Raw genomic sequence first — 20,767 nt, forward strand, 5'->3', positions numbered from 1 at the left:
GGATCGCCTATAGCAAATCTTGCACCAACCAGGCAAAGCGCGGGAATCACCGAGAGCGGAGCCGGCATTCCGGTCAACCGTGCCTGCGCCACTCCCTGAAATCACCTTCGACGAATGCGGCAGCAGCCTTTGCGGCAGCATGTAGCCAGTTAATGTCGCGCTTTCTCAGGTCTGCGGCGATCCTCTCCGATGCGCCTCCAGCGGCGTGAATGGCGCCAATGTCGAAGCCCATGACGTTGAGCAGATCGAGCTCCACCTCCATGTTCGCGTGATCCCCAAGATTGATCTTGCGGGAATCGGGCGCAAGGCGCCGGATCACGAAGCCGCTCTGGCGCTCGAGCGCGAGGTGCGGATCGGGCGCGCGATATGGACCCGTTGCGAGGTCGAGAAAGCGCAGCTTGCCGTGCTGGCCATGCGCCCAATCCCAGGCTGACGGCACCAGCGCCTTGGCCTCCCTGACGACTTGGCCGCCGCGCCATTCGGCGATGGCGACGAAACGGGGCCGGCCCAGGCTGCCGGCACCTGCCACGCGCCTCGCGAAGCGGCCAAACGAGGTATCGGGCGGCAATTTGCTGCGGAGCGCAGCGGCCACAGGGGGGCGCGGCTTCGCTCGCGGATATTTCCTCACGTCGTCCCAGAACTCTTGGCGTTCGTCGTCGGTACATGCCACGTAAGCGCGCATCCAGCTCGCCTGCTCATCCAGGAGCGAGGGCCGCGGCCGCGTCAGACCCTTCTTGTAACCATCGAGAATCGCCTTGGCGGCGTCGCCATTGCCGACGTGGGTCATGGCCCTCGCCTTCCTCTTCTTGGCCTTCGGGGCGAGCCGCGCGCTCGTCGCAAGGCGCACCAGATCGAAGGGATAGGCAATAATCGCGGCCTCGTCGAAATCGTTGACGCCCCAGACGAGACGCCCCTCCAGGTCGCGCCAGGTCCCGAAATTTTCGATATGGGTGTCGCCGATCGACGGCACGCGCGGCGCGTCCTTCAACTCCGGGCAGATCGCTTCGATACGTCTGGCCCAGCGAAAGAAAGTTGCACGAAGGAAGACGAACGGGTCGTCCTTCATCCTCTTGTGCTTTTCTTCGAGGTCGCGCGCGACGACTTTGCATTCGGAGCGCAGCCAGCGCTCGAACTCTCTGTTGTCGTCGAGAAATGAACGCGGCGCGATCCCGCCGGTTCGGCTAGACGTTTGCTTGATCACGCGAGAGCTTCCCGAAGCGAAAGATGGCGAGCAGCCCGCGGACAGGACTTGCTGCACGCTGCTGCAAGGAACGAGACACTCGACCATTCAACCAGAGAGCGAGCAGGATAGCCCCGCCGTTGCTCGTCCGCCAGCCGGAATGATCTGTCCTCGCAATCGTCGCCACGGGACGACAGGCGAACAGGCGGGTGACTCCAGAGGATGGGGAGGACGCAAGTCGCGCCGGGGGTCGGCCAGCAATCACGTCACGCATCTGAGATAATGGCGATCCCGGGAAGACTCGAACTTCCGACCTACGGTTTAGGAAACCGTCGCTCTATCCGGCTGAGCTACGGGACCGCGGAACCCGGAGTCGCGGGTTCGGTCCCCTCATAGCAGAGCAGGATGCGGTTCGCCAGCCGCAAGGACGGGACCAGATCATCTTCAAGCTGAACAAGCCGGCCGTAAAATGGGGCCCCAATCCGTCCCGGCGGAGCAGCCCACATCATCGAGAGGCGCCCTTGCTCGGTTCGAGCTGCTCCATGGCGGCGGGGCCGCGTCATCTTCTTTGGCGCCGATGGTGGACGCGCCCCATGAGCAGGCGCGCGCTGCGGCATCGCAGCGTCGACCACGCCACGCGATGCGGAATGGGGCGAGCGCTACTTCCGTCCGTTCGCGAGTCGTTTGGTCTGCCGCAAGAAGCCGCCCATGAACGGCGAGCAATCGCCGCCCGGTCATAGACCGTGTGACCTTCCATCACCCTTGCAAGCAAGCGGAACGAGCCTTGCGTTGCGCAGTCCGCGGAGGCATGCTCCGCTCCGTGGTGCTGGAGATCGAGACCCCTTGAGGTGAGCTATGAATCTTCCGCAAGAACCAGATCTTCTGATTGAAAAGGATGCGGACGGAGTTATTCGTGAGTTGCGCCATCTGCAGACGCCTGCGGTGGCTGACTCCGACGTGTCAGCGAAGCGAGCCGCGCTCGCTTATCTGAGGCTGGCGTCCCGCACCGATCCCCCTTTGCTGCCGCTCAGCGAAGACGATTTGAGCCATCTCGAGGACACGGCCGACTCCAACAGGCCTGATCGATCTATCAAATCAAGATTTCGATGGGTACCGCCGCGCGAACTGAACCGCAATGGCGGTGTCGAGACGACGGTCGTCTGGTGTCAGCAAACAATTCCGATCAAGGTCAAGGATACTGTTTTCGTCCCCGATGTTCAGGGTGCCAGCATACGTGTCGTCGCACACTACGGGCGGCAGACCGGCCGGTGGCACATCACCAGTGCCCGCTCAACGTTACTCACGCCCGCCAGTTTGTCGATGAAACCGGCTTTTGTGGAACGGGCCTTTCGCGATTTCCATCCGGAATGGGCCGAAAGACTTCCCGCGGAACTGATCTCGGGCTGGCTCGGCCCAGCTCTTGGCTTTGTGTCGCCGGACGCAATCGCAGATGGACAACTCGTTGCGTATCAGCGAAGCGGGCCCAGCACCGTTTACGAGGATGGCGGGCTTGGCCTGGCGGCTAGCGCCACGGTTTTCCTGGCGTTGGCGAGCGGCGACTCGATTGCGCACCGGGTCCTCTTTGATCGTCTCGAGGGCAGGCTTATCCGCAAGGCCCCAATCGCCTCGGCGTGCGCTGGGTATGCCTTCCTTAGTGATCCCGCCAGCAAGACAGGCGGGTTCGACATACGACCTGACAGCGGCAGCGCCACTCTCGACCAACAGCGCGATCCCGTTGCACTACTTGAGCTCGAACACGCCGGTGGCGGAAGGCGCAGGCTGTCCGGTCCGCGGGTAACGCTGCGCAAGCCGGCTGCGCTTGGCCAAAAATACGATCCGCCGGAGCAGGTACCCCCATTTGCCTTCTCGGCTCGAACCAATGAATTTGCTGCGGTCAGCGCCTACTGTCACTGCGATTCCATGATGCGACTGATCGAGGGATTCGGCTTCAGCCTGCACGATCACTTCCATGAAGTCAGACTGCCTCTGACCGTTGACCATCGAGCCAAGCTTCTGGCCGGGTCTGGCGCACGTGACGGCCGCGGCATCAATGCCTACGTAACTCCATTTCTGGGCGACACGCCAACGCGGCCCTGGAACGTCGCGATGCTGTTTGCCCTTGCCGATCTTTCGGACACCTGGAAACACCCTCTGGGGCTCGTCGCCGACGTGCGCTTCGTATGGCACGAATTCTGTCATGTCCTGATCCTTGCCGCGACCGGATCGACCGAATTCGATTTCGCTCACAGCGCCGGCGACGCGCTCGGGGCAATCATGTGTGATCCGGCATCGAAGCTTTCGTCCCGCAGGCGCGGAGTGACGTTTCCCTTTGTCCAACTGGCCCTGCGGCGGCACGACCGTAAGGTCGAGCAAGGCTGGGGCTGGAGCGGTACGCTCTATGAGAAACCCGCACCCACTTACGGCGTCCGTGATCCCGCCGGCTACAACGCCGAGCAGATCCTGTCGAGCACTCTGTTCCGGCTCTATCTCGCCGCGGGCGGTGATGCGATTCGCAACAATCCGGCAGGCGAGCCGGACCTCGAGCGCCGCCGGGCGGCCGCATATTACACTGCTTACCTAATCGTCCGCGCCATAGCTTCGCTCGGCGCAGTCCAAACTGAGCCGACACGCGAAGCCAGCCAATTCGCCACCGCCCTTATGGACGCAGATGTCGGCACGTCCGATCTCGACTATGAGGGATCGACACTGCGCGGCGGAAGGCTGCACAAGGTTATCCGCTGGGCTTTCGAGCAACAAGGTCTGTATCAGGTATCTTCGCCCGGCCAAAACAAGCCGGGCAGCGCACCCCTGATCGATATTTACGTCGACGATGGACGCAAGGGACAATATCAATACAGCGACACTTGGTCAGCGCTTCCCGAGGTTCTGTGGGCCCAGCACAGCGAGGGTGACGGCGCGCCACACGAGGCGCCGCGCCCGGGCTATGTCAACTATGTCTACGTCATTCTCCGCAACCGCGGCGCCGAGCCGGCGAACGGCGCGACGGTCAGCGTGTTCGCGGCCACTGGCGATGCTGCCGATGTCTGGAATGCCGCATCGACCGGCTGGGAGCTGCTGGATGGCGACACGACGCAACGCTGCGTAGTGAACGGGGCTTCGGTGAAATTCGGACCCTTCAAATGGACGCCACAGGCAGGCAAGAGAAATGCTTTGCTCGCCCGCGCGACGGTTGCAGGCGACCGCAGCAACATCGATACGGGGTCCACCCTGCCATGTGCTACCGCTCCCGTCGTCGTCGCGGACCTCGTCCGCGCCGACAACAATCTCGGTTATCGGGAGTGGATCCTTTCCTAGAGCCTGCGCAGGTCCGGACCGGCGTTGCCGCGAGATTGACCTTCATCACCTCGCGCGATGCCGCTTAGACCGGAGCAGGCGCTGCCGCTATCGGCTGGCTCCATTCCTTCTTGGCCTCTCCGAGAAGTATCTTGATCTTCGAGGTGGCAGGCAGAGCCGCGATCTTTGCCTTGCACTTTTCGGCAATAAACTTTCCTGCCTCGGTATCGCTTCGATAGTGCACCCCCGCTCGCTCGCGGTTCAATGCGACTCTTTCAGCAAGCCATTCGAGTTCATACTTGTAGGAACACGCGACCTCCTCCAGGAACAGAGAGATGAGCCAGCTCTGCAAGGCATGACCGCTTGGAAATGAAGCATGTGCTGGTGGGCCGAAAGCCGGCAGCAGGCCTGGGCAGGCGTAGGATGGTCGCGTTCGACGGTACTTGTCTTTGTAGAAGGCCGCCACGATCTGTCCGATTCGGACGGCAAGATTCATGACCACGAGCGTCTTGGGGTGCTCATGATTGTTGACGGCCATCAGGCTCACCCAATATCCGGGCGCGTTGTCATGCTGCGCAACGATCTCGCCCATGTAGCGCTCGCGGTCGGTCTGCATGAGCAGCTGAAGCTGTGTGATCTCGCGGGACACAAAATTCTGATAGTCCGGCTTGCCCGGCTGCCAATCGAGCAGGGTCGGCCGCTCCGTGGCGAGGTCCGCGTCGATCGTATCCCAATCGGTGTCCCTTATGAACTCCGTGAGAGAGAGCAGACAAAGGACGTCGGGATCCCATGGGCCGTCCCTATCTTTCCAGCATTCCTTGGGCAGCAACTGGTCCGGAAAACTTGGAGCGGAGTTCGGCCCTAAGTCGTACTGCAAGGTCAGGGGTCGGAAGCCGAGCTCGGGTGGCGTGGCACTGAAGGCCATTCCCATGCCCATGCCCATGCCCATGCCCATACCCATACCCATACCCATGCCCATGCCCATTCCCATGCCCATGCCCATACCCATGTCATCCTCCGGAGCTGCTCTGCGGGAACCTGGATCTTCTAGGAGGCGACCAACAACGACGGCGCACTCATCGCGCTGTCAGCGAGGCAACCCAGCTTCAATCAATCGTTCAGCAAGTAAAGCGAGCCGATCCGGCTGCTTGATTGGATACCAACTGCAATATTTCTCAACCGAGAACGAGGGATCGACCTTCATGTGCGCGGCGCCGACTTCGCGCGCGCGCTCGATAGATCCGGCGGCGACGAGGCTAGCGGCGAGAAGCCGCAAATTCGCGGCAAACTGCGGAGCAGCTGCCATGACCTTCGTGCCCCAGTGCACAGCATCGTCGAAGGTCTCATTGGTGTAGTGCGCGTTGGTGAGCGCCGACTGATAGAAATAGGCGTACGGATCGAGCGGAGACAACGATATACCGAAAGACGCGCGCGCCACGGCACGCGGTCCGTCGCCGAGATAGCAGTATGTCGACGCGCTCAGGGACCACGCAATAGCGGAATTGGGCGTTCCCCCGATGGCACGATCGAAAGCATCGATGGCGCGGTCATACGCGCCGAATAGAAATGAATTGATGTGGCCGAAGATCGCGAGCGCTACCGGGTCCGACGGCTCGAACTCGAGCGCCCGCGATGCAAGCCGAAACGCCTCGCGGGAATCGGCTTTGAAGTCGATGGAATGACCCTCGCCGATGTGGAGGATGTACCATTTTGCCATCAGGGCATAGGCCGCGGCATATTGCGGATCATGATCAAGGGCAAGCTCGAACAAGTTTCGCGCCGCAAGCATGTCGTCATGACCGAGGCGATACAAGCGATACATGCCCTGTAGGACCAGATCATAAGCGTTCATGCTCTGCGGCGCCTTGCGCTCGGCGTGCTGCAGCTCAGAGATATGGATATGCGGCAGCAGCGCGTATGCGATGCTCGTTGCGATCTTCTCCTGTATGTCGAACAACTGGCTGATCGACGCATCGTACTGGTTGGTCCACAGCATGGACCTGGTGTCGACATCGATCAACTCCACCCGCATCCGCAGCATCTCGCCGTGACGCTTGAGCGTTCCCGTGACGAGATATCGCACGCCAAGCCGATGGCAAACGGCAGCAGGGTCGAGGGTAGGGTCGGTGAACCCAAGTGTGGACGTGCTGGATACGACGAACAGTTCGCGAATACCCGCCAGCGAGGCGACGATATCGTGGGCGATTCCCTGCGCAAGATAGGCATCCGCCACCTGAAGGCCGAGCATCTGCAGCGGCAATACCGCCACGGACGGCTTGAGCGAATGAGCCACTGAGATTGTTGGAGGTCGCAGGTCGTGATGCGCTATCTTGAATGCCCGGATGCGCCGCTCGATATTCTTGAGCGTGAGGAATCCCAGGTCGGCAGCTTGGTAGCGCAGATGATCCTTCACTTGGTCGTGAATGGCTCCGGAAATTACGATTCCGCCCGGGCCGGCGAATTCCTGAAGCCGGGCTGTAATATTGACTCCATCCCCGTAGATGTCGTCACGCTCGGCGATGACGTCGCCAACGTTTGCCGACGTCCTCAACTGCAACAGGTTGCCGCCGGCAGATGACGATTTGGCCAGATGCATCTGGGTGTCGAGTGCGAACCTGATTGCATCGACCGGATTCGCGAACTCCAGCAGTAAGCCGTCACCAGTACTCTTGATTACCTCGCCTGCACATGAAGCGACGCGCGGCTCGATGATGTTCGATCGCATCGACATCCAGCGTTGATGCGTGCCCTCCTCGTCGCTTCCCATCAGCCGGGAATATCCGACGACATCGATGAAAATCGTAGCTGCGGTACGCCTTCTCGGCCGCCCTAGATCCGAGCCGTTGTCCGGGGACGTGTTGTCGACTCTGATCATCATCACAGACGCAACATGGGGCGGCCACAACCATTGTGACGCGATAGATTGTAGCAGACAAGGACAGTCAGGCAAATGCAAGGCCTGCCGGGAAGAGACAACCCGGTTCTGCCGGCCGCCGAGACGGGGGATCGGAAGCCCTCGCCGCCGCCAATGCGCAAGGACCGCGGCCCGGCCAGCTACGCCCTGATATTGTTGTCCTTCACCACCTTGCCCCAAGTGGCGACCTGCTTGTCGAAGAAGGTCTTGAAGGCGGCGCCGTCCTGGAGCAGCAGCGTCATGTGCTGCGTCTCCTTCAGCTGGGTGGCGGTCGCGGGCTGGCTCAGGATCTCCTTGGACGCGGCCGCGAAGGCTGCGACGACGTCGGGCGGCGTGCCTGCGGGCGCGAAGATGCCCCACCAGGCCAGCGTCTCGAAATCGGGAAAGCCCGCCTCGATCGCGGTCTGAGTGTCAGGCAGGGCCGCCAGCCGCTCGCGGCCGAGCTGCAGGATCGGACGCAGCATGTTGGTGCCGAGCTGGGCGGCGACCAGCGCCGCCGATCCCGCGATGAGATCGACATGACCGCCGAGCACGTCGTTCATCGCCGGCCCGCCGCCGCGATAGGGCACGTGGGTTATCTCGACCCCGGCCTTGCTGCCGAGCACCGTCATGGCGAGATGGCCGAGCGTGCCGATGCCGACCGAGGCGTATTTCACCGCACCCGGCGTTGCCTTGCAGGCGGCCACGACGTCGGCAAAGCTCTTGTAGGGGCGGTCGGCGCCGGCCGCGATCACGTAGGGCGCGGTGCCGATCAGCAGCACCGGCATCAGCTCGCGCTCGACATCCAGCGGCGGCTTGTCGAGGATCGACGGGATCACCGCATGGGAATCGAACGTGACCAGGAAGGTCGAACCGTCGGCCGGGCTCTTGGCGACCTGCGCGGCGCCGAGCGCGCCGGCCGCGCCCGACTTGTTCTCCACCACGACGATGCGATTGAGCTTGGTTTGCAGGCTGCTCTGCAGCAGCCGCGCCATCGCGTCGGTCGAGCCGCCCGGCGGGAACGGCACGACCAGCGTGATCTTGCTCCCTTGCGCCATCGCCGGCGTCATTGCGAGAATGGCCGGCGCGGCCAGGAGCGTGCGTCGTGTGATCGTCATGGTCCCCTCCCTTTGTTTTCAGCGCCCGGCTTTTTTTGCTCTTTGGCGCTGGAAGCGTGATCCGGAAAAGCGTGCAGCGGTTTTCCGACAAGATCATGCTCAAAAATAGTTTAAAGCGGGAAGCGCTTCAGCTCGTGCCGAAGCCCGACCCCGCTTTCTTGTATTCTGGCCGAGGCGGGCTGAAAATGTCCAGCACCCTGGCCCCGTCGGGGCCGGCGCGCATGGTGTGCGGCACGTTGCCAGGCGTGCGCCAGAAATCGCCCTTTTTCACCGGAATTTCCTCATCGCCCTGGACGCGGATGGCCGAGCCGTCCAGCAGCACGCCCCATTGCTCCTCGGGATGATGGTGCAGCGTGCCCTGCGCATGCGGCGCCAGCGTCACCACCGACAGCATCGCCTGCTCGCCGGAGAAGATGCGCGTGGTCACGCCGGCGGCGAGCTCGCGGAAGAGGCCGTCGCTGGGATCGTCGATGTTGTGGAATTCTTCCTTCTGGCTCACGCCATCCCCTCCTTCTTCTCGTTCGATCAGGACTTGCCGTAAGAGCCCTTGTAGCGGCCCTCGCGGATCGCCTTCAGGGTCTCCTCCTCGCGCGCGACCTGGGTCCGCACGGCTTGCAGCAGCGCCGCGGCCCCCGCGGCGGGAAACGACACCACGCCGTCCTCGTCGCCGACCACGATGTCGCCGGGCGCAATCACGCTGCCGCCGATCGACACAGGCACGTTGATCTCGCCCGGCCCGCTCTTGTAGGGACCGCGATGGATCACGGCGCGGGCGTAGCAGGGAAAGTCGTCGGCCGCGAACGCGGCGACGTCACGGATGGCGCCGTCGATCACGTAGCCTTCGGCCTTTCGCCATTGCGCGATGTTCTTCATGATCTCGCCGACCAGCGCCCGCGTCTCGTCGCCGCCGCCATCGACCACGATGACGTCGCCGGGACCGACCAGTTCGAGCGCACGATGGATGGCGAGATTGTCGCCGGGACGGGTGCGCACGGTGAAGGCCGTGCCCACCAGCTTAGCCCCGCGATGATAGGGTTTCAGCCCGACCGCGCCCGGCAGCCGGGCGAGATTGTCTGAAATGACCGAGGTCGGCGCATCCCGAAAACCCTCGATGATTTCGGCCGGCGGCTTCGGCACGCTGTTGGCGGCGATGGTGATCGTCATATCCCTTGGTCCTTCCTTCTTACTCGGCGGGCGCCCGCGCCTTCACCGGCCAAATCCGGAAAGCACGCCCTTCCTTCATCCACGTCGCGCGCTCGTCGCGCAACAATGTTCTGCGAACCTTGCCCGAATCATCGCGAGGCGGGACGCTGACGAACTCGAAACTCTCGGGATGCTTGTAGCGGCTGAGCCGGTCCTTGAGGAAATCCGCCATGCCGTCCGCAATGACCTGCCCGTCCGCATCGCCCTCCGGCTCGATGATGGCATGCACGCGCTGGCCCAATTCCGGATCGGGCAGTCCGACCACAACGCAGGAGCGCACGCCGGGAGCCTCGGAGACCGCGGCCTCGACCTCGGCCGGATAGATGTTGGCACCGCCGCGCAGCACCATGTCGGCGAGGCGATCGCCGAGATAGAGATAGCCGTCCGCATCCAGCCTGCCGATGTCGCCGAGCGATTCCCAGCCGTCGGCACGACGCTTCGGCTCGGCGCCGAGATAGTGATAGGTCGCATCCTTGCCGTCATTGTTGAGGAAATAGATCTCGCCGGTCTCGCCTGGCGCGACGTCGTTGCCATCCTCGCCGATGATGCGCAGCTTCGCCATGTCGCCGATCTTGCCGACCGAGCCCTTGTGCGTCAGCCATTCGGTGCCGGAGATGATGCAGGCGCCCTGCCGCTCGGTGCCGCCATAGAGTTCCCAGATCCGCTCGGGTCCAAGCCAGCCGATCCAGTTCTCCTTCAGCCACGGCGGCATCGGCGCGGCCATGTGGAAGACGGTCTGCAGGCTCGACAGGTCGTAAGAGTTGCGCACGTGCTCTGGCAGCGCCCAGATCCGATGCATCATGGTCGGCACGAAATTGACCCATTGCACGCGCTCGCGCTCGATCTGCCGCAGCGTCTCCTCCGCGTCGAACCTGGCAAGACCGGTGAGCTTGCCGCCGGTGAACAGCGCATAGTGCGACACGATGAACGGCGCGTTGTGATAGAGCGGGCCGGGATTGAGCAGCGAGACTCCGAAGGGGATGTTGAGCGGCGGCGGCGCGACCGTGTCGGTCACCGCCGGATGATGATCGAGGATCACTTTTGGCCGCCCGGTCGAGCCGCCCGAGGTCATCGCCTTCCAATAGCGCGCCACCGGGGGATTGAGCGGCTCGTCCGAAAATCCCTCCGGCACGAAATCCGCCGGCAAGCGGTTCGGCGCGTTCCAGTCGGCTTCGCCGCCGACCACCAGCGCGGGCTTGAGGATGTCGAGCACCGCGGCGGCTTCGCCGCGCGGCAGCCGCCACGACAGCGAGGTCGGCGTTGCCCCGCACTTCCACACCGCGAAGGAGGTCTCGAAGAACGCATTGCCGTTCGGCAAGCCGATCGCGACGAAATCGCCGGGCTTGACGCCCTTGGCCGCGAACGCCCGCGCACGCCGGTTGGCGCCGCGCTCGAGCGCGTCCCATGTCAGCGTGTCCTGCCCGTGACGGACGGCGATCGTGCCATGTGGCTTGCGTTCAGCGTACCAGCGCGGCACGTCGGACAGGGGCAGCAGCATCGGGCGTTTCCATTTCGCGTTCTTGGTTCGTGTTATTTGGCGTCGCCTCAGGTGAGGCGCCCGCAAGGCGAAGTGTAGCAGCCGGCCGGCACGACGCTGTGACTCCTGCGCCACGTCAAGCACAAAATGTCAGCATTGCAGCCATGAAATTCCCGGGTTCCACGGGTGACAAGCCGGCGATAAAGAGGCAAAAATCCGACTCGACTCAGTTTGGGTTGAGTTTTGCAAGGAATGCTCTCGTAGAATGTCGTCCGTGATCGCATTGCGTCGTGCGGCGCTGTTTTCCGTAGCCACAGCAGGATTTTTTCTGCTGACGCTGCCGCATGCCCAGGCACAATGGTGGAAGCGCGCGCCGGTCGATTTCGAGGAATGCGCCGACGCCGCCGAGAAGGCCGCGACGAAAGCCGAGAAGACATCCGCGCTTGCCGATTGCAACGCCAAGTTCGCCGGGCGCCGCAAGCCCGGCGGCGGCTATTCCTATTACGACTTCCTGCAGGATCGCACCTTCGACATCGCCGGCCCCAATCCGACGCCGGAGGAACAGAAGAAGATCGACGAAGCCTACACCGCCTATCTCGCCAGAGAGCGCCGCAATAACGAGGCGGCGCAAGCGACCGCGCGTCAGCAACGCGAGCAGCAGGAGCAACAGGCGCGGCAGATCCAGCAGGTCGCATTGAGAACCGAGGTCGCGCGCGTGCCGGTGCCGGTCGAGCGACCGAAGGTGCAGCAGACCGTCGGCCAGCGCAAGGGCGCGCCCTGCGCCAAGGGCTCCTTCTCTTGCGAGTGGCCGCGGCTGTCGGAAAGCTTGAACGACCTGAAGAAGCTGTTCAGCCCGACCCCGAGCAAGCCTGCAAAGAAGAGCTGAAGCCGCAGACTTGTAGGGTGGGCAAAGGCGCGCAGCGCCGTGCCCACCATTGATTCATGATCGAGAGAGATTCATGATCGAGAGAGTTGGTGGGCACGCTTCGCTTTGCCCACCCTACGAGAGGGTCGCACTTAGTTCGTGCGTTTCTTCTTGCTGCGCTTCGGTTTGACCACCGGCGCATCCACTGGCGCTACCGTCGTCGGCGAACTGCCCAACTGCGATCTGCTTTCCTGCAACCGCCTGTCATAGCCGGGAGAGTTCTGGACTGTCGGTGGCCTTGCATGGACGAGCGTCGCGGCGCCGCAGAACGTCGCCAGCGCCAGTCCCATCATCCAGTAGCGCTTCATCGCACCTCTCCTCGTGCTCAAGTCCCGCCGCGGATCTGCTGCGGCGTCAGGCGCGGCGGTCCGTTGCCGACCGCCTCGGCCTCCCTGATCAGCGCAACAATACGGCGCATCAGCGGCACCTCGACATGGTTTTGCTCGGCGAGCGCGATCACGGCGCCTTGGAGATAGTCGATCTCGGTCTTGCGGCCCTGTTTCAGGTCCTGCCACATCGAGGAGCGCGCCTCGGGATCGATCTTCATGGTCCGCCCCAGGATCGCGCTGAAGATCGCATCCGGCAGCCGCAGCAAGGTCGGAGACCAGCTCATCGGGATCGGCGTCGAAGACACCGGCGCGATGCCGGCGGCCTTCAGCGCGGCAAGTCCCTCCGCCATCTGGTCGGCGAACAGCCTGCGCCAGTCGCGGTTGGCCAATTGCGCGGCGAGCGGCATGTCGGAGAGCGCGCTGAGCGCGTTGTTCAGATTGATGATCAGCTTGCCCCATTGCACGCCGGTGATGTCAGCGCTTGCGCGCACGGCGAGGCCAGGCACCGTGAGCGCAGCGGCCGTGTTCGCGGCGTCCTCGCCGATATGGATGTCGCCTGAGGTCGAGCGGTGGAAACGGCCCTCGCCCATCGCGATCACGTTGAACGGCACCATCCCGGCGAGCACGCGGCGGCCGCCGAGACGTTCGCGCAGCACCGCGACATTGCCGATACCGTTCTGGAGCGAGACGATGACGGCATCCTCGGGCGCATGCTGCGCGATCTGATCCGCGATGGCGGCGGTGTCGGCGCTCTTCACCGTGACCAGCACGATGCCGGCATTGTGGAAGATCGCAGGATTTTCCGACAGCGCGAGCTGGCCTGTGCTGAGCTTTTTCTCCGAGCCGTCGAAATCGGTCAGAAGCAGGCCGAACCGCTCGATCTCGGTCTTCACCCGCGGCCGCACCAAGAGCGCGACACGGCGGCCGCCGGCCGCCAGCATGCCGCCGACGAAACAGCCGATGGCGCCGGCGCCGGCCACCACGATCGGTCGATCCGCAACCACTGAGCCTGCTCCCTGAACGTCCTGCTCTCGATAGCAGAGGCGGAGCCGACAACCAATCGCGTCGCCGCCGACTTGTAACGGTCATGACGGCCCCATATGTTTTCGCCCCGGGGGCAGTCAGCGGCGAGCGCTCGCCGAACGAGACGCCAAAGGAGAGCACCATGGGTCTACTCGACGTCCTCAACGGCATGCAGAACGGCCCGCGCGGCCCCTCTACGCCGAGCACGGAGAAATCCTCCGGCGGCATGTCGCCGATGACCATGGCGCTGCTCGGCCTGCTCGCCTGGAAGGCGTTCAAGCACATGACCGCGAACCAGTCCGGTACGGCACCGCAGCCGTCGCCGACGCCGGCGCCCCCGCCGGTCAACACGAACACCGCCGACAGCGGCGGTCTTGATAGCGGCGGTCTTGGCGGTCTCGGAGGCCTGCTCAAAGGCGGTCTCGGCGGCCTGCTCGCAGGCGGCGCCGCCGGCACCGTGCTCAGCGGCGGCCTCGGCGACCTTCTCAACCAGCTGCAGCAGGGCGGCCATGGCGACGCCGCGAAGTCCTGGGTCGGAAAGGGCGAGAACAAACCGATCGCGCCAGGCGATCTCGCCAGCGCGCTCGGCGCCGACCAGATCGACAGCCTGTCCGCCCAAAGCGGCCTGCCGCGCGAGGAGTTGCTCAACGGCCTCAGCCAATATCTGCCGCAGGTGATCGATCATCTGACGCCGGATGGACGGCTGCCGACCGAGGACGAGCTCTCGGGCAGGATTTAATCAGACCTCGATCGACGCGCTTTGGGAAGGGGAGCACATTCATGAGCATGGGCGGCCTGTTGTGGATCATCGTCGTCGGCTTCATTGCCGGCCTCATCGCGCGCTGGCTGGCGCCGGGGCCGAACAATCCGAGCGGCTTCATCCTCACCACCATCCTCGGCATCGCCGGCGCGTTTCTGGCGACCTGGATCGGCCAGGCCATCGGCCATTACAGCCCCGACCAGGGTGCCGGCTTCATCATGGCCACGATCGGCGCGGTGGTGGTGCTGTTCATCTGGAATCGGCTGGTGGCAAGCGGCGTCATCAAGGGGTGACGCTTGGTCGTGTAGCGCGAGTCTCGCGCCTCAAATTCGGCCGTCGTCCCGGACAAGCGCGCCCTAAGCGCGCGCAGATCCGGGATCCATAACCACAGGAGGTGGTTTGGCGAAGACTCGGAGTGACCAGAGTCGCGCCAAACTTCTCCCTGTGGTTATGGGTCCCCGCGTTCGCGGGGACGACACCTGTATTTGCCGCAGCAGTGGAGCGTCACTGCGACAAGACACCCAATTACGTCACCAAATGCATCCCCGCGTCCATGCGCACGACCTCGCCGGTCATGTTGCTGGACGCCGGCATCGCCAGGAAGCAGACCAGCTGCGCGATGTCCTCGGCGCTCGAAGCGACCTTCAGCGGCACCTTCGCCACCACGCTGTCGCGCACCTGCTTGGCGCCGGCCTCGCCGCGGCCCTTGGTGAACCAGGGCGTGTCGATATAGCCGGGGCAGACGGTGTTGACGCGGATCAGCGGCGCCAGCGCGCGCGACAGCGACAGCGTCATGGTGTTGAGCGCGCCCTTGCTGGCGGCATAGGCGATCGACGAGCCGACGCCGCTGATGCCGGCAACCGAGGACACGTTGACCACGGCGGAGGGCCGCCCCGAGGCTTTGGCGCCGGCCTCGAGCAGGCTGCGCGCGGCGCGCACCATCTGGAACGGGCCGATGGTGTTGACGCCATAGACCCGCTGGAAATCCTCAGCCGACAATCCGTCGAGATCGGCGTGAGCGACATGCTTGGTGGTGCCGGCATTGTTGACGAGGATATCGAGCCGGCCCCAGCCGCTGGCGGCCGCGACGATCTTGCGGCAATCCTCATCCTTCGAAACGTCGCCCTGCGCGACCAGCACCTCCGCCGCGCCGGCCTTGCGGCAGACGTCCGCGGTGGCCTCGGCCTCCTTCTGGCTCGACGAATAGTTGATGACGAGCCGCGCCCCGCTGCGCGCGAGAATCTCGGCCGTCGCCGCGCCGAGCCCGGAAGCAGACCCCGTCACGATTGCGCACAGATTGTCCTTGGCCATCCTGATTTCCTTCCCCGTGGCTCTGATCGTTCGCGCCTTGTTTAGCGAGTTTGCGGCGCCCTGCAAATCGAGCAAACTCCGCTAAGCGGAATTAGCTTCCCCTCGATCCTTGCGCCCATGCCCGCGCCGCAGGTTGGCCTGCGATCAACGCTTGTCAGGGCCATGGCTTTTTCGGATCATCGGGCGCAAGAAGACCTGCGCGCCCGCTCAGCCTGGCGGGAGGCGCCAACGGCAAAACACGGGGAACGCTGTGGCGGAGAGTGACAACATCGTCGTCGAGACCGCGGAGAAGATCTTCGCCGATCTCGCCGATCCGCAAACCATCAACAACGACAAGAAGGGTGCATGGCAGGCGCCGCTATGGCAGGCGCTGAGCAAGGCCGGCCTGCCTTTGTCCTGGGTGCCCGATGAGCTCGGCGGCTCCGGCGCGAGCCTCGCCGATGGCTTTGCGCTGCTGAATGCCGCCGGCCGTTTCGCCGTCGCGGTTCCCCTGGCCGAGACCATGCTGGCGGGCTGGCTGCTGGCGCAGGCGAAGATCGCTTCCCCCGAGGGCGAGATGACGGTGCTGCCGGCTTCGCCGAAGGACCGTATCAGCCTCGATGCCGAGGGTTCGCTCTCCGGCCGCGCCCGCGGCGTGCCTTTTGCGAAGGCGGCGAAGCATTTCGCGGTGCTGGCGCATGGCAAGGATGGTGTCGCGATCGCGCTGGTCGACGCCAGCAAGGCGCGAATCGAGCCGGGCCTCAATGTCGGCTACGACCACAGCGATACCGTGACGCTCGACAAGGTCCAGCCCGTCACGCTCAAGCCCGCGCCGAAGGGCGTTGACCAGACCCATCTGATGCTGATGGGCGGCGTTGCGCGCAGCCTGCAGATCGCAGGCGCACTGGAATCGATGCTCGACATCTCCGTGCGCTATTCCAACGAGCGTGTCGCCTTCGAGAAGAAGATCTCGAAATTCCAGGCCGTGCAGCACAATCTGGCGCGCCTCGCCGGCGAATCCGCCGCGGCGCTTGCGGCGGCAACGTCCGCGGCCGACGCCATCGCGAATGCAAAATCCTTCGACGACGAGGTCTATCTCGAAGCGGCCTCCGCCAAGATCCGCTGCGCGGAAGCCGCGGAGAAGGGCGGCGCCATCGCGCATCAGGTACACGGCGCGATCGGCTTCACCCTCGAGCACATCCTGCACCGCTATTCGCTGCGGGCGCTGGCCTGGCGCGACGATTTCGGCTCGGAAAGCCATTGGGCCGTCGAGCTCGGCAGGCTGGTGGCGAACCGCGGCGCCGACGAGTTGTGGCCGCTGGTGGCCTCGCGCTGATCAGGGAGAGAAACACATGACCGCTGCGCTTCGTTTCGATCCGATCCGCCTGCCGGAAAAGTGCGAACAATTGCGCAAGGAAGTGCGCGCCTTCCTCGCCGAGGAGATCGCCGCCGGCACCTTCGACCCGCACAAGCCCAACCGCGAGGACACCGACGCGCCGGAGTTCTCCCGCCGGGTCGGCGCCAAGGGCTGGCTCGGGATGACCTGGCCGAAGAAATATGGCGGCCAGGAGCGCTCCTTCCTCGAGCGCTACGTGGTGACCGAGGAGATGCGCGTCGCCAACGCGCCGACGCGGCGCTTCTTCGTCGCTGATCGCCAGAGCGGTCCGGTGCTGCTGAAATATGCGCCCGAGCATATCAAGATGGAGATCCTGCCGCGGATCTGCCGCGGTGAGATCTGCTTTGCCATCGGCATGAGCGAGCCGAATTCCGGCTCCGACCTGTTCGCGGCGAAGACGCGTGCGACCAAGACCGACGGCGGCTATCTCATCAACGGCACCAAGATCTGGACCTCGTCGGCGCATATCGCCGACTACATGATCGCGATCTTCCGGACCTCGCCGCCGACCAAGGAAAACCGCCGCCACGGCCTGACCCAGTTCCTGGTCAAGATGAAGCAGCCGGGCATCAAGGTGAACCCGATCGGCCAGATCACCGGGCAGTACGAGTTCAACGAGGTCGTCTTCACCGATCACTTCATCCCTGATGATCACGTGCTCGGCGAGGTCGACGGTGCCTGGAAGCAGGCGACGAGCGAGCTCGCCTATGAGCGTTCGGGCCCCGAGCGTTTCCTCGAAACCTATTATGTGCTGACCGAGCTGGTGCGCGCGGTCGGCCCCAACCCGGACACCCGCAGCGCCGAAGGCATCGGCCGCCTGGTCGCGCAGCTCCACACCATGCGGCGCATGTCGGTCTCGGTGGCCGGCATGCTCGAGGCCGGCAAGGAGCCGGTGGTCGAGGCGTCCATCGTCAAGGACATCGGCACGGTCTGGGAGCAGCAGCTTCCGCACCGCGTCCGCGATCTCGCCGCCTTCGTCGAGGAGACCGCAACCAACCGCGAAACTTTGGAGCGGCAACTCGACTTCGCCATCAAGACCGCACCGAAACTCACCATCCAGGGCGGCACCACCGAGGTGCTGCGCGGCATCATCGCCCGCGGCCTTGGCTTGCGTTGACGCGCATGGACGACGCTATCGCGGCGGCTCGCTCCGATCACCTCTCCCATAGGGAGAGGTCGATTTGCGCCAGCAAATCGGGTGAGGGGGGCTTTACCGAGGGACTGCAACCCCTCACCCGGCGCTACGCGCCGACCTCTCCCCCTGGGAGAGGTGGTTCTTCGCTACGGATATATCGAGTTACGGGAGGCAAATAATGAGCACCTACACAGACATCGGCGTCGAGAAGGTCGGGCATGTCGGCACCATCGAGATCCGCCGCCCGCCGCTGAACTTCTTCGACATTTCGCTGATCAACCAGATCGCGGACGCGCTCGACGAATTCGACCGCGACATCGAGATCCGCAGCTCCGTTCTCTCCGCGCAGGGCAAGGCGTTCTGCGCCGGCGCCAACTTCCAGGATCCGGCGCGGCAGGCGCAGGAGGCGCGCGAGGCCGAGAAGAAGGGCGATCCGGCCGACAGCCTCGGGCCGATCAACCATCTCTACATCCAGGCCGTGCGCATCTTCCGCGCCAAGAAGCCGATCGTCGCCGCCGTGCAGGGCGCCGCCATCGGCGGCGGCCTCGGCCTCGCGGTCTCCGCCGATTTCCGCGTCACCTGCCCCGAGGCGCGCTTCTCCGCGAATTTCACCAAGCTCGGCTTTCATCCCGGCTTCGGCCTGACCGTGACGCTGCCCGAGCTGATCGGCAAGAACAACGCCGAGCTGATGTTCTACACTAGCCGCCGCGTCACCGGCGAAGAGGCCTACAAGTGGGGCCTCGCCAACGAGCTGGTGCCGCAGGACCAGGTCAAGGCGGCCGCCATGAAGCTCGCCGGCGAGATCGCCGAATGCTCCCCGCTCGGCCTGCTCTCGACCCGGGCCACGATGCGCAACGGGCTCGCCGACCGCGTCATGGCGGCGACCAACCACGAGCTCGCCGAACAGACCCGCCTGCGCGCGACGGAAGATTTCAAGGAAGGCGTGAAGGCGACGGAAGAGCGGCGCGCGGCGAATTTTAGGGGAAGGTGATTGCGGCACGAGCTCGCCGTATCACCTTGACATCGCCGCAACCTCCCCTGTCATCCCCGCGAGGCGGGGATCCAGCGAGAAGTTTGACGAAGTCTCGGAGTTATCATCCCGCGTCATAACCTCGCCCTGTGGTTATGGGTCCCGGATCTGCGCTTCGCTTGTCCGGGACGACAGCGGTACTTGCGGCAAGAGCTCAAGCCGTTAGCCGAAACGTCACGCCGCCGAGCAAGAACTCATTCCCCGCCACCGCATGCCCCTTCGCTCGCGCGGTATGCAGCACGCGTGCGACGTCGGTTACCCGAAACTCCAGCGCGCTCATAATCTCGCTGGCGCCCTTGACGAAGCGGAAGGTGGCGTTGGGCAGCTTCAGCGCGGCGCCATCGGCCGCAACGCCGATGATCTTGCCCCAATGCGCCGCCAGCCCCTGCGGATCGGGACTCTGCATCTCCACGGCGGTCAGCGCCTGCGTCACGTCCTTGCGGATGAAATTCTGCCAGTCCGGTCCCGCCGGCGGATACGCGCCCAGAATATCGTCGCTGCCTTCGGTGTGATTGAACTCGATGAAGGCGGCGCGGCAATCGCGGGGGTGGAGCTGCACGCCGTGATAGGGCGCGTGGTCGATGACGTTGGCGGTGCGCACGCCCATCGCGTTCGCATGACGTCCGCGCTCGTCGGGATCGTTGCAGCAGAAGATCGCCATATAGCCGCCGCGACCGCCGGTCTTCTCGATGAAGCGACCGGCCGTGGTGCCGTCCTTGAAGGGCGCGACCACCTCTAGCAGGATCGTGTCGACCGGGAGCAGCGCGTTCTCCAGACCGTACTTCGCCACATTGCCGTCGCGGTAGCAGACGGAAAGGCCCATGATCTCCGCGATGTCGGAGACGACAGGCGCGAGCTGCGGCGCGACGAGGCAGATCTGCCGTAGCCGCATATAGGGCGCCATCGTCATGCGCCTTTGAATGTCGGCTTGCGCTTTTCCACGAAGGCCTTGGCGGCCTCCTTGTGGTCCTCGGTATCGCCGCAGCGGGTGTGATGGATCGCCTCGCCGTCGAAGCAATCCTCCAGCGCCAGATGCTCGGCATTGTTGATGTTGCGCTTGATGAAGCCGAGCGCGATCGACGGCCCTTGCGCCAGCGACAGCGCGAGCTCGTGGGCGGCGGCGTCGATCTCGGCGTCGGGCACCACCTTGGTCACCATGCCGATCGCGTGCGCCTCCCTCGCGGTCAGCACCGGCGACATCAGATAGAGCTCGCGTGCCCGCGCGCTGCCGAGCAGCTGGGTGAGGAAATAGGTGCCGCCGTAATCGCCGGAGAAACCGACCTTGGCGAAGGCGGTGGTGATCTTGCAGGATTCCGATGCGATGCGCAGGTCGCATGACAGCGCCATCGACAGGCCGGCGCCGGCCGCGGCGCCGTCGAGCTGCGCCACCACAGGCTTGGGCATCTGGTGCAGGATGCGCGAGACCTCCATGCCGCGACGCAGGTTCGCAAGCTTCTGCTCGAACGGCAGCGGCGCGCGGCCGGCCGCCATCGACTTGACGTCGCCGCCGACGCAGAAGGAGCCGCCGGCGCCCTTGAACAGCACGGCGCGCACCTCGGGATCATCAGCCGCGCGGCGCGCCGCCTCGACCAGCCCGACCACCATCTCCGGATTGAGCGCGTTCTTCCGCTCCGGCCGGTTCATGGTGATGGTGAGCAGCCCGCTTTCGAGCTTCTGCAGGACCATGTCGTTCATGGGGGTGTTCCTTCTTGTC

At 64.4% G+C, this 20,767-nt stretch carries 19 protein-coding genes and 1 tRNA gene; 7 read left to right on the forward strand and 13 right to left on the reverse strand.

The features are described from left to right. Window positions 1–73: 73 nt before the first annotated feature. Complete coding sequence (locus WI560_RS30165; RefSeq protein ID WP_375306081.1) at window positions 74–1,201, reverse strand: DUF2252 family protein; 1,128 nt, start codon at window positions 1,199–1,201, stop codon at window positions 74–76. Between the two features lie 262 nt (window positions 1,202–1,463). Then, window positions 1,464–1,540 (reverse strand) — tRNA-Arg (locus tag WI560_RS30170). A 495-nt stretch (window positions 1,541–2,035) separates the two neighbouring features. Here WI560_RS30170 and WI560_RS30175 point away from each other — a divergent pair. Continuing rightward, complete coding sequence (locus WI560_RS30175; RefSeq protein WP_375306082.1) at window positions 2,036–4,495, forward strand: hypothetical protein; 2,460 nt, start codon at window positions 2,036–2,038, stop codon at window positions 4,493–4,495. 64 nt (window positions 4,496–4,559) lie between these two features. Here the strand turns inward: WI560_RS30175 and WI560_RS30180 are convergent, their stop codons facing one another. From WI560_RS30180 to WI560_RS30205, 6 genes are all read right to left on the reverse strand, one after another. Continuing rightward, entirely contained in the window at window positions 4,560–5,483 is a 924-nt protein-coding gene (locus WI560_RS30180; protein WP_375306083.1) for a phosphatase PAP2 family protein, read from the reverse strand. A 78-nt stretch (window positions 5,484–5,561) separates the two neighbouring features. Further along, on the reverse strand, window positions 5,562–7,352 hold the full coding sequence (locus WI560_RS30185) for an adenylate/guanylate cyclase domain-containing protein (protein ID WP_375306084.1): 1,791 nt from the start codon (window positions 7,350–7,352) through the stop codon (window positions 5,562–5,564). Window positions 7,353–7,528: 176 nt separating this feature from the next. Further along, window positions 7,529–8,485, reverse strand: coding sequence for a tripartite tricarboxylate transporter substrate-binding protein (locus WI560_RS30190; protein ID WP_375306085.1), 957 nt, complete (start codon window positions 8,483–8,485; stop codon window positions 7,529–7,531). Between the two features lie 127 nt (window positions 8,486–8,612). Further along, window positions 8,613–8,984 carry a dimethylsulfonioproprionate lyase family protein gene (locus tag WI560_RS30195; RefSeq protein ID WP_375306086.1) on the reverse strand — a complete coding sequence of 124 codons (372 nt, stop codon included), beginning with the start codon at window positions 8,982–8,984 and terminating at the stop codon, window positions 8,613–8,615. Window positions 8,985–9,010: 26 nt separating this feature from the next. Then, on the reverse strand, window positions 9,011–9,649 hold the full coding sequence (locus WI560_RS30200) for an RraA family protein (RefSeq protein WP_257196852.1): 639 nt from the start codon (window positions 9,647–9,649) through the stop codon (window positions 9,011–9,013). Between the two features lie 19 nt (window positions 9,650–9,668). After that, window positions 9,669–11,186 carry an AMP-binding protein gene (locus WI560_RS30205; RefSeq protein ID WP_375306087.1) on the reverse strand — a complete coding sequence of 506 codons (1,518 nt, stop codon included), beginning with the start codon at window positions 11,184–11,186 and terminating at the stop codon, window positions 9,669–9,671. A gap of 244 nt (window positions 11,187–11,430) precedes the next feature. On the opposite strand from WI560_RS30205, the gene WI560_RS30210 reads away from it, so the two are divergent. Next, a complete protein-coding gene (locus WI560_RS30210; protein WP_375306088.1) occupies window positions 11,431–12,051 on the forward strand; it encodes a hypothetical protein in 621 nt (206 codons plus the stop codon). Between the two features lie 131 nt (window positions 12,052–12,182). Here WI560_RS30210 and WI560_RS30215 read toward each other — a convergent pair whose 3' ends face one another. Both WI560_RS30215 and WI560_RS30220 read right to left on the reverse strand, forming a co-directional pair. After that, a complete protein-coding gene (locus WI560_RS30215) occupies window positions 12,183–12,398 on the reverse strand; it encodes a hypothetical protein (protein ID WP_375306089.1) in 216 nt (71 codons plus the stop codon). Window positions 12,399–12,415: 17 nt separating this feature from the next. Next, complete coding sequence (locus WI560_RS30220) at window positions 12,416–13,423, reverse strand: 2-dehydropantoate 2-reductase (protein WP_375306090.1); 1,008 nt, start codon at window positions 13,421–13,423, stop codon at window positions 12,416–12,418. 161 nt (window positions 13,424–13,584) lie between these two features. On the opposite strand from WI560_RS30220, the gene WI560_RS30225 reads away from it, so the two are divergent. After that, a complete protein-coding gene (locus WI560_RS30225; protein WP_375306091.1) occupies window positions 13,585–14,181 on the forward strand; it encodes a YidB family protein in 597 nt (198 codons plus the stop codon). 41 nt (window positions 14,182–14,222) lie between these two features. Further along, window positions 14,223–14,495, forward strand: coding sequence for a GlsB/YeaQ/YmgE family stress response membrane protein (locus WI560_RS30230; protein WP_257179435.1), 273 nt, complete (start codon window positions 14,223–14,225; stop codon window positions 14,493–14,495). Window positions 14,496–14,727: 232 nt separating this feature from the next. On the opposite strand, the gene WI560_RS30235 is transcribed toward WI560_RS30230, so the two are convergent. Further along, window positions 14,728–15,513 carry an SDR family NAD(P)-dependent oxidoreductase gene (locus tag WI560_RS30235; RefSeq protein ID WP_028138984.1) on the reverse strand — a complete coding sequence of 262 codons (786 nt, stop codon included), beginning with the start codon at window positions 15,511–15,513 and terminating at the stop codon, window positions 14,728–14,730. 250 nt (window positions 15,514–15,763) lie between these two features. Between WI560_RS30235 and WI560_RS30240 the strand changes: the two genes are divergently transcribed. The 3 genes from WI560_RS30240 to WI560_RS30250 all read left to right on the forward strand — a co-directional run bounded on the left by WI560_RS30240 (window position 15,764) and on the right by WI560_RS30250 (window position 19,014). Continuing rightward, window positions 15,764–16,828, forward strand: a complete 1,065-nt coding sequence (locus tag WI560_RS30240; protein WP_375306092.1) for an acyl-CoA dehydrogenase family protein — start codon at window positions 15,764–15,766, stop codon at window positions 16,826–16,828. Between the two features lie 16 nt (window positions 16,829–16,844). Next, complete coding sequence (locus WI560_RS30245; protein ID WP_027573854.1) at window positions 16,845–18,005, forward strand: acyl-CoA dehydrogenase family protein; 1,161 nt, start codon at window positions 16,845–16,847, stop codon at window positions 18,003–18,005. Between the two features lie 196 nt (window positions 18,006–18,201). Next, window positions 18,202–19,014 (forward strand): enoyl-CoA hydratase/isomerase family protein, encoded by an 813-nt coding sequence (locus tag WI560_RS30250; RefSeq protein ID WP_375306093.1) that lies wholly within the window; start codon window positions 18,202–18,204, stop codon window positions 19,012–19,014. A 193-nt stretch (window positions 19,015–19,207) separates the two neighbouring features. Here the strand turns inward: WI560_RS30250 and WI560_RS30255 are convergent, their stop codons facing one another. Next, the gene (locus tag WI560_RS30255; protein ID WP_375306094.1) at window positions 19,208–19,957 is read right to left on the reverse strand and encodes a hypothetical protein; all 750 of its coding nucleotides are present in this window, start codon (window positions 19,955–19,957) and stop codon (window positions 19,208–19,210) included. Between the two features lie 2 nt (window positions 19,958–19,959). Beyond that, window positions 19,960–20,748, reverse strand: a complete 789-nt coding sequence (locus tag WI560_RS30260) for an enoyl-CoA hydratase (protein ID WP_375306095.1) — start codon at window positions 20,746–20,748, stop codon at window positions 19,960–19,962. Between the last annotated feature and the right edge of the window lie 19 nt (window positions 20,749–20,767).

The organism is Bradyrhizobium sp. A11, assembly GCF_042077125.1.
Taxonomy (GTDB): Bacteria; Pseudomonadota; Alphaproteobacteria; order Rhizobiales; family Xanthobacteraceae; genus Bradyrhizobium; species Bradyrhizobium japonicum_B.

Coding starts and splice junctions, on each gene's coding strand:
- WI560_RS30175 (WP_375306082.1), top strand. CDS start 2,036: ATGAATCTTCCGCAAGAACCAGATCTTCTGATTGAAAAGGATGCGGAC.
- WI560_RS30180 (WP_375306083.1), bottom strand. CDS start 5,483: ATGGGTATGGGCATGGGCATGGGAATGGGCATGGGCATGGGTATGGGT.
- WI560_RS30185 (WP_375306084.1), bottom strand. CDS start 7,352: ATGATGATCAGAGTCGACAACACGTCCCCGGACAACGGCTCGGATCTA.
- WI560_RS30190 (WP_375306085.1), bottom strand. CDS start 8,485: ATGACGATCACACGACGCACGCTCCTGGCCGCGCCGGCCATTCTCGCA.
- WI560_RS30200 (WP_257196852.1), bottom strand. CDS start 9,649: ATGACGATCACCATCGCCGCCAACAGCGTGCCGAAGCCGCCGGCCGAA.
- WI560_RS30205 (WP_375306087.1), bottom strand. CDS start 11,186: ATGCTGCTGCCCCTGTCCGACGTGCCGCGCTGGTACGCTGAACGCAAG.
- WI560_RS30210 (WP_375306088.1), top strand. CDS start 11,431: ATGTCGTCCGTGATCGCATTGCGTCGTGCGGCGCTGTTTTCCGTAGCC.
- WI560_RS30215 (WP_375306089.1), bottom strand. CDS start 12,398: ATGAAGCGCTACTGGATGATGGGACTGGCGCTGGCGACGTTCTGCGGC.
- WI560_RS30225 (WP_375306091.1), top strand. CDS start 13,585: ATGGGTCTACTCGACGTCCTCAACGGCATGCAGAACGGCCCGCGCGGC.
- WI560_RS30230 (WP_257179435.1), top strand. CDS start 14,223: ATGAGCATGGGCGGCCTGTTGTGGATCATCGTCGTCGGCTTCATTGCC.
- WI560_RS30235 (WP_028138984.1), bottom strand. CDS start 15,513: ATGGCCAAGGACAATCTGTGCGCAATCGTGACGGGGTCTGCTTCCGGG.
- WI560_RS30245 (WP_027573854.1), top strand. CDS start 16,845: ATGACCGCTGCGCTTCGTTTCGATCCGATCCGCCTGCCGGAAAAGTGC.
- WI560_RS30250 (WP_375306093.1), top strand. CDS start 18,202: ATGAGCACCTACACAGACATCGGCGTCGAGAAGGTCGGGCATGTCGGC.
- WI560_RS30255 (WP_375306094.1), bottom strand. CDS start 19,957: ATGGCGCCCTATATGCGGCTACGGCAGATCTGCCTCGTCGCGCCGCAG.
- WI560_RS30260 (WP_375306095.1), bottom strand. CDS start 20,748: ATGAACGACATGGTCCTGCAGAAGCTCGAAAGCGGGCTGCTCACCATC.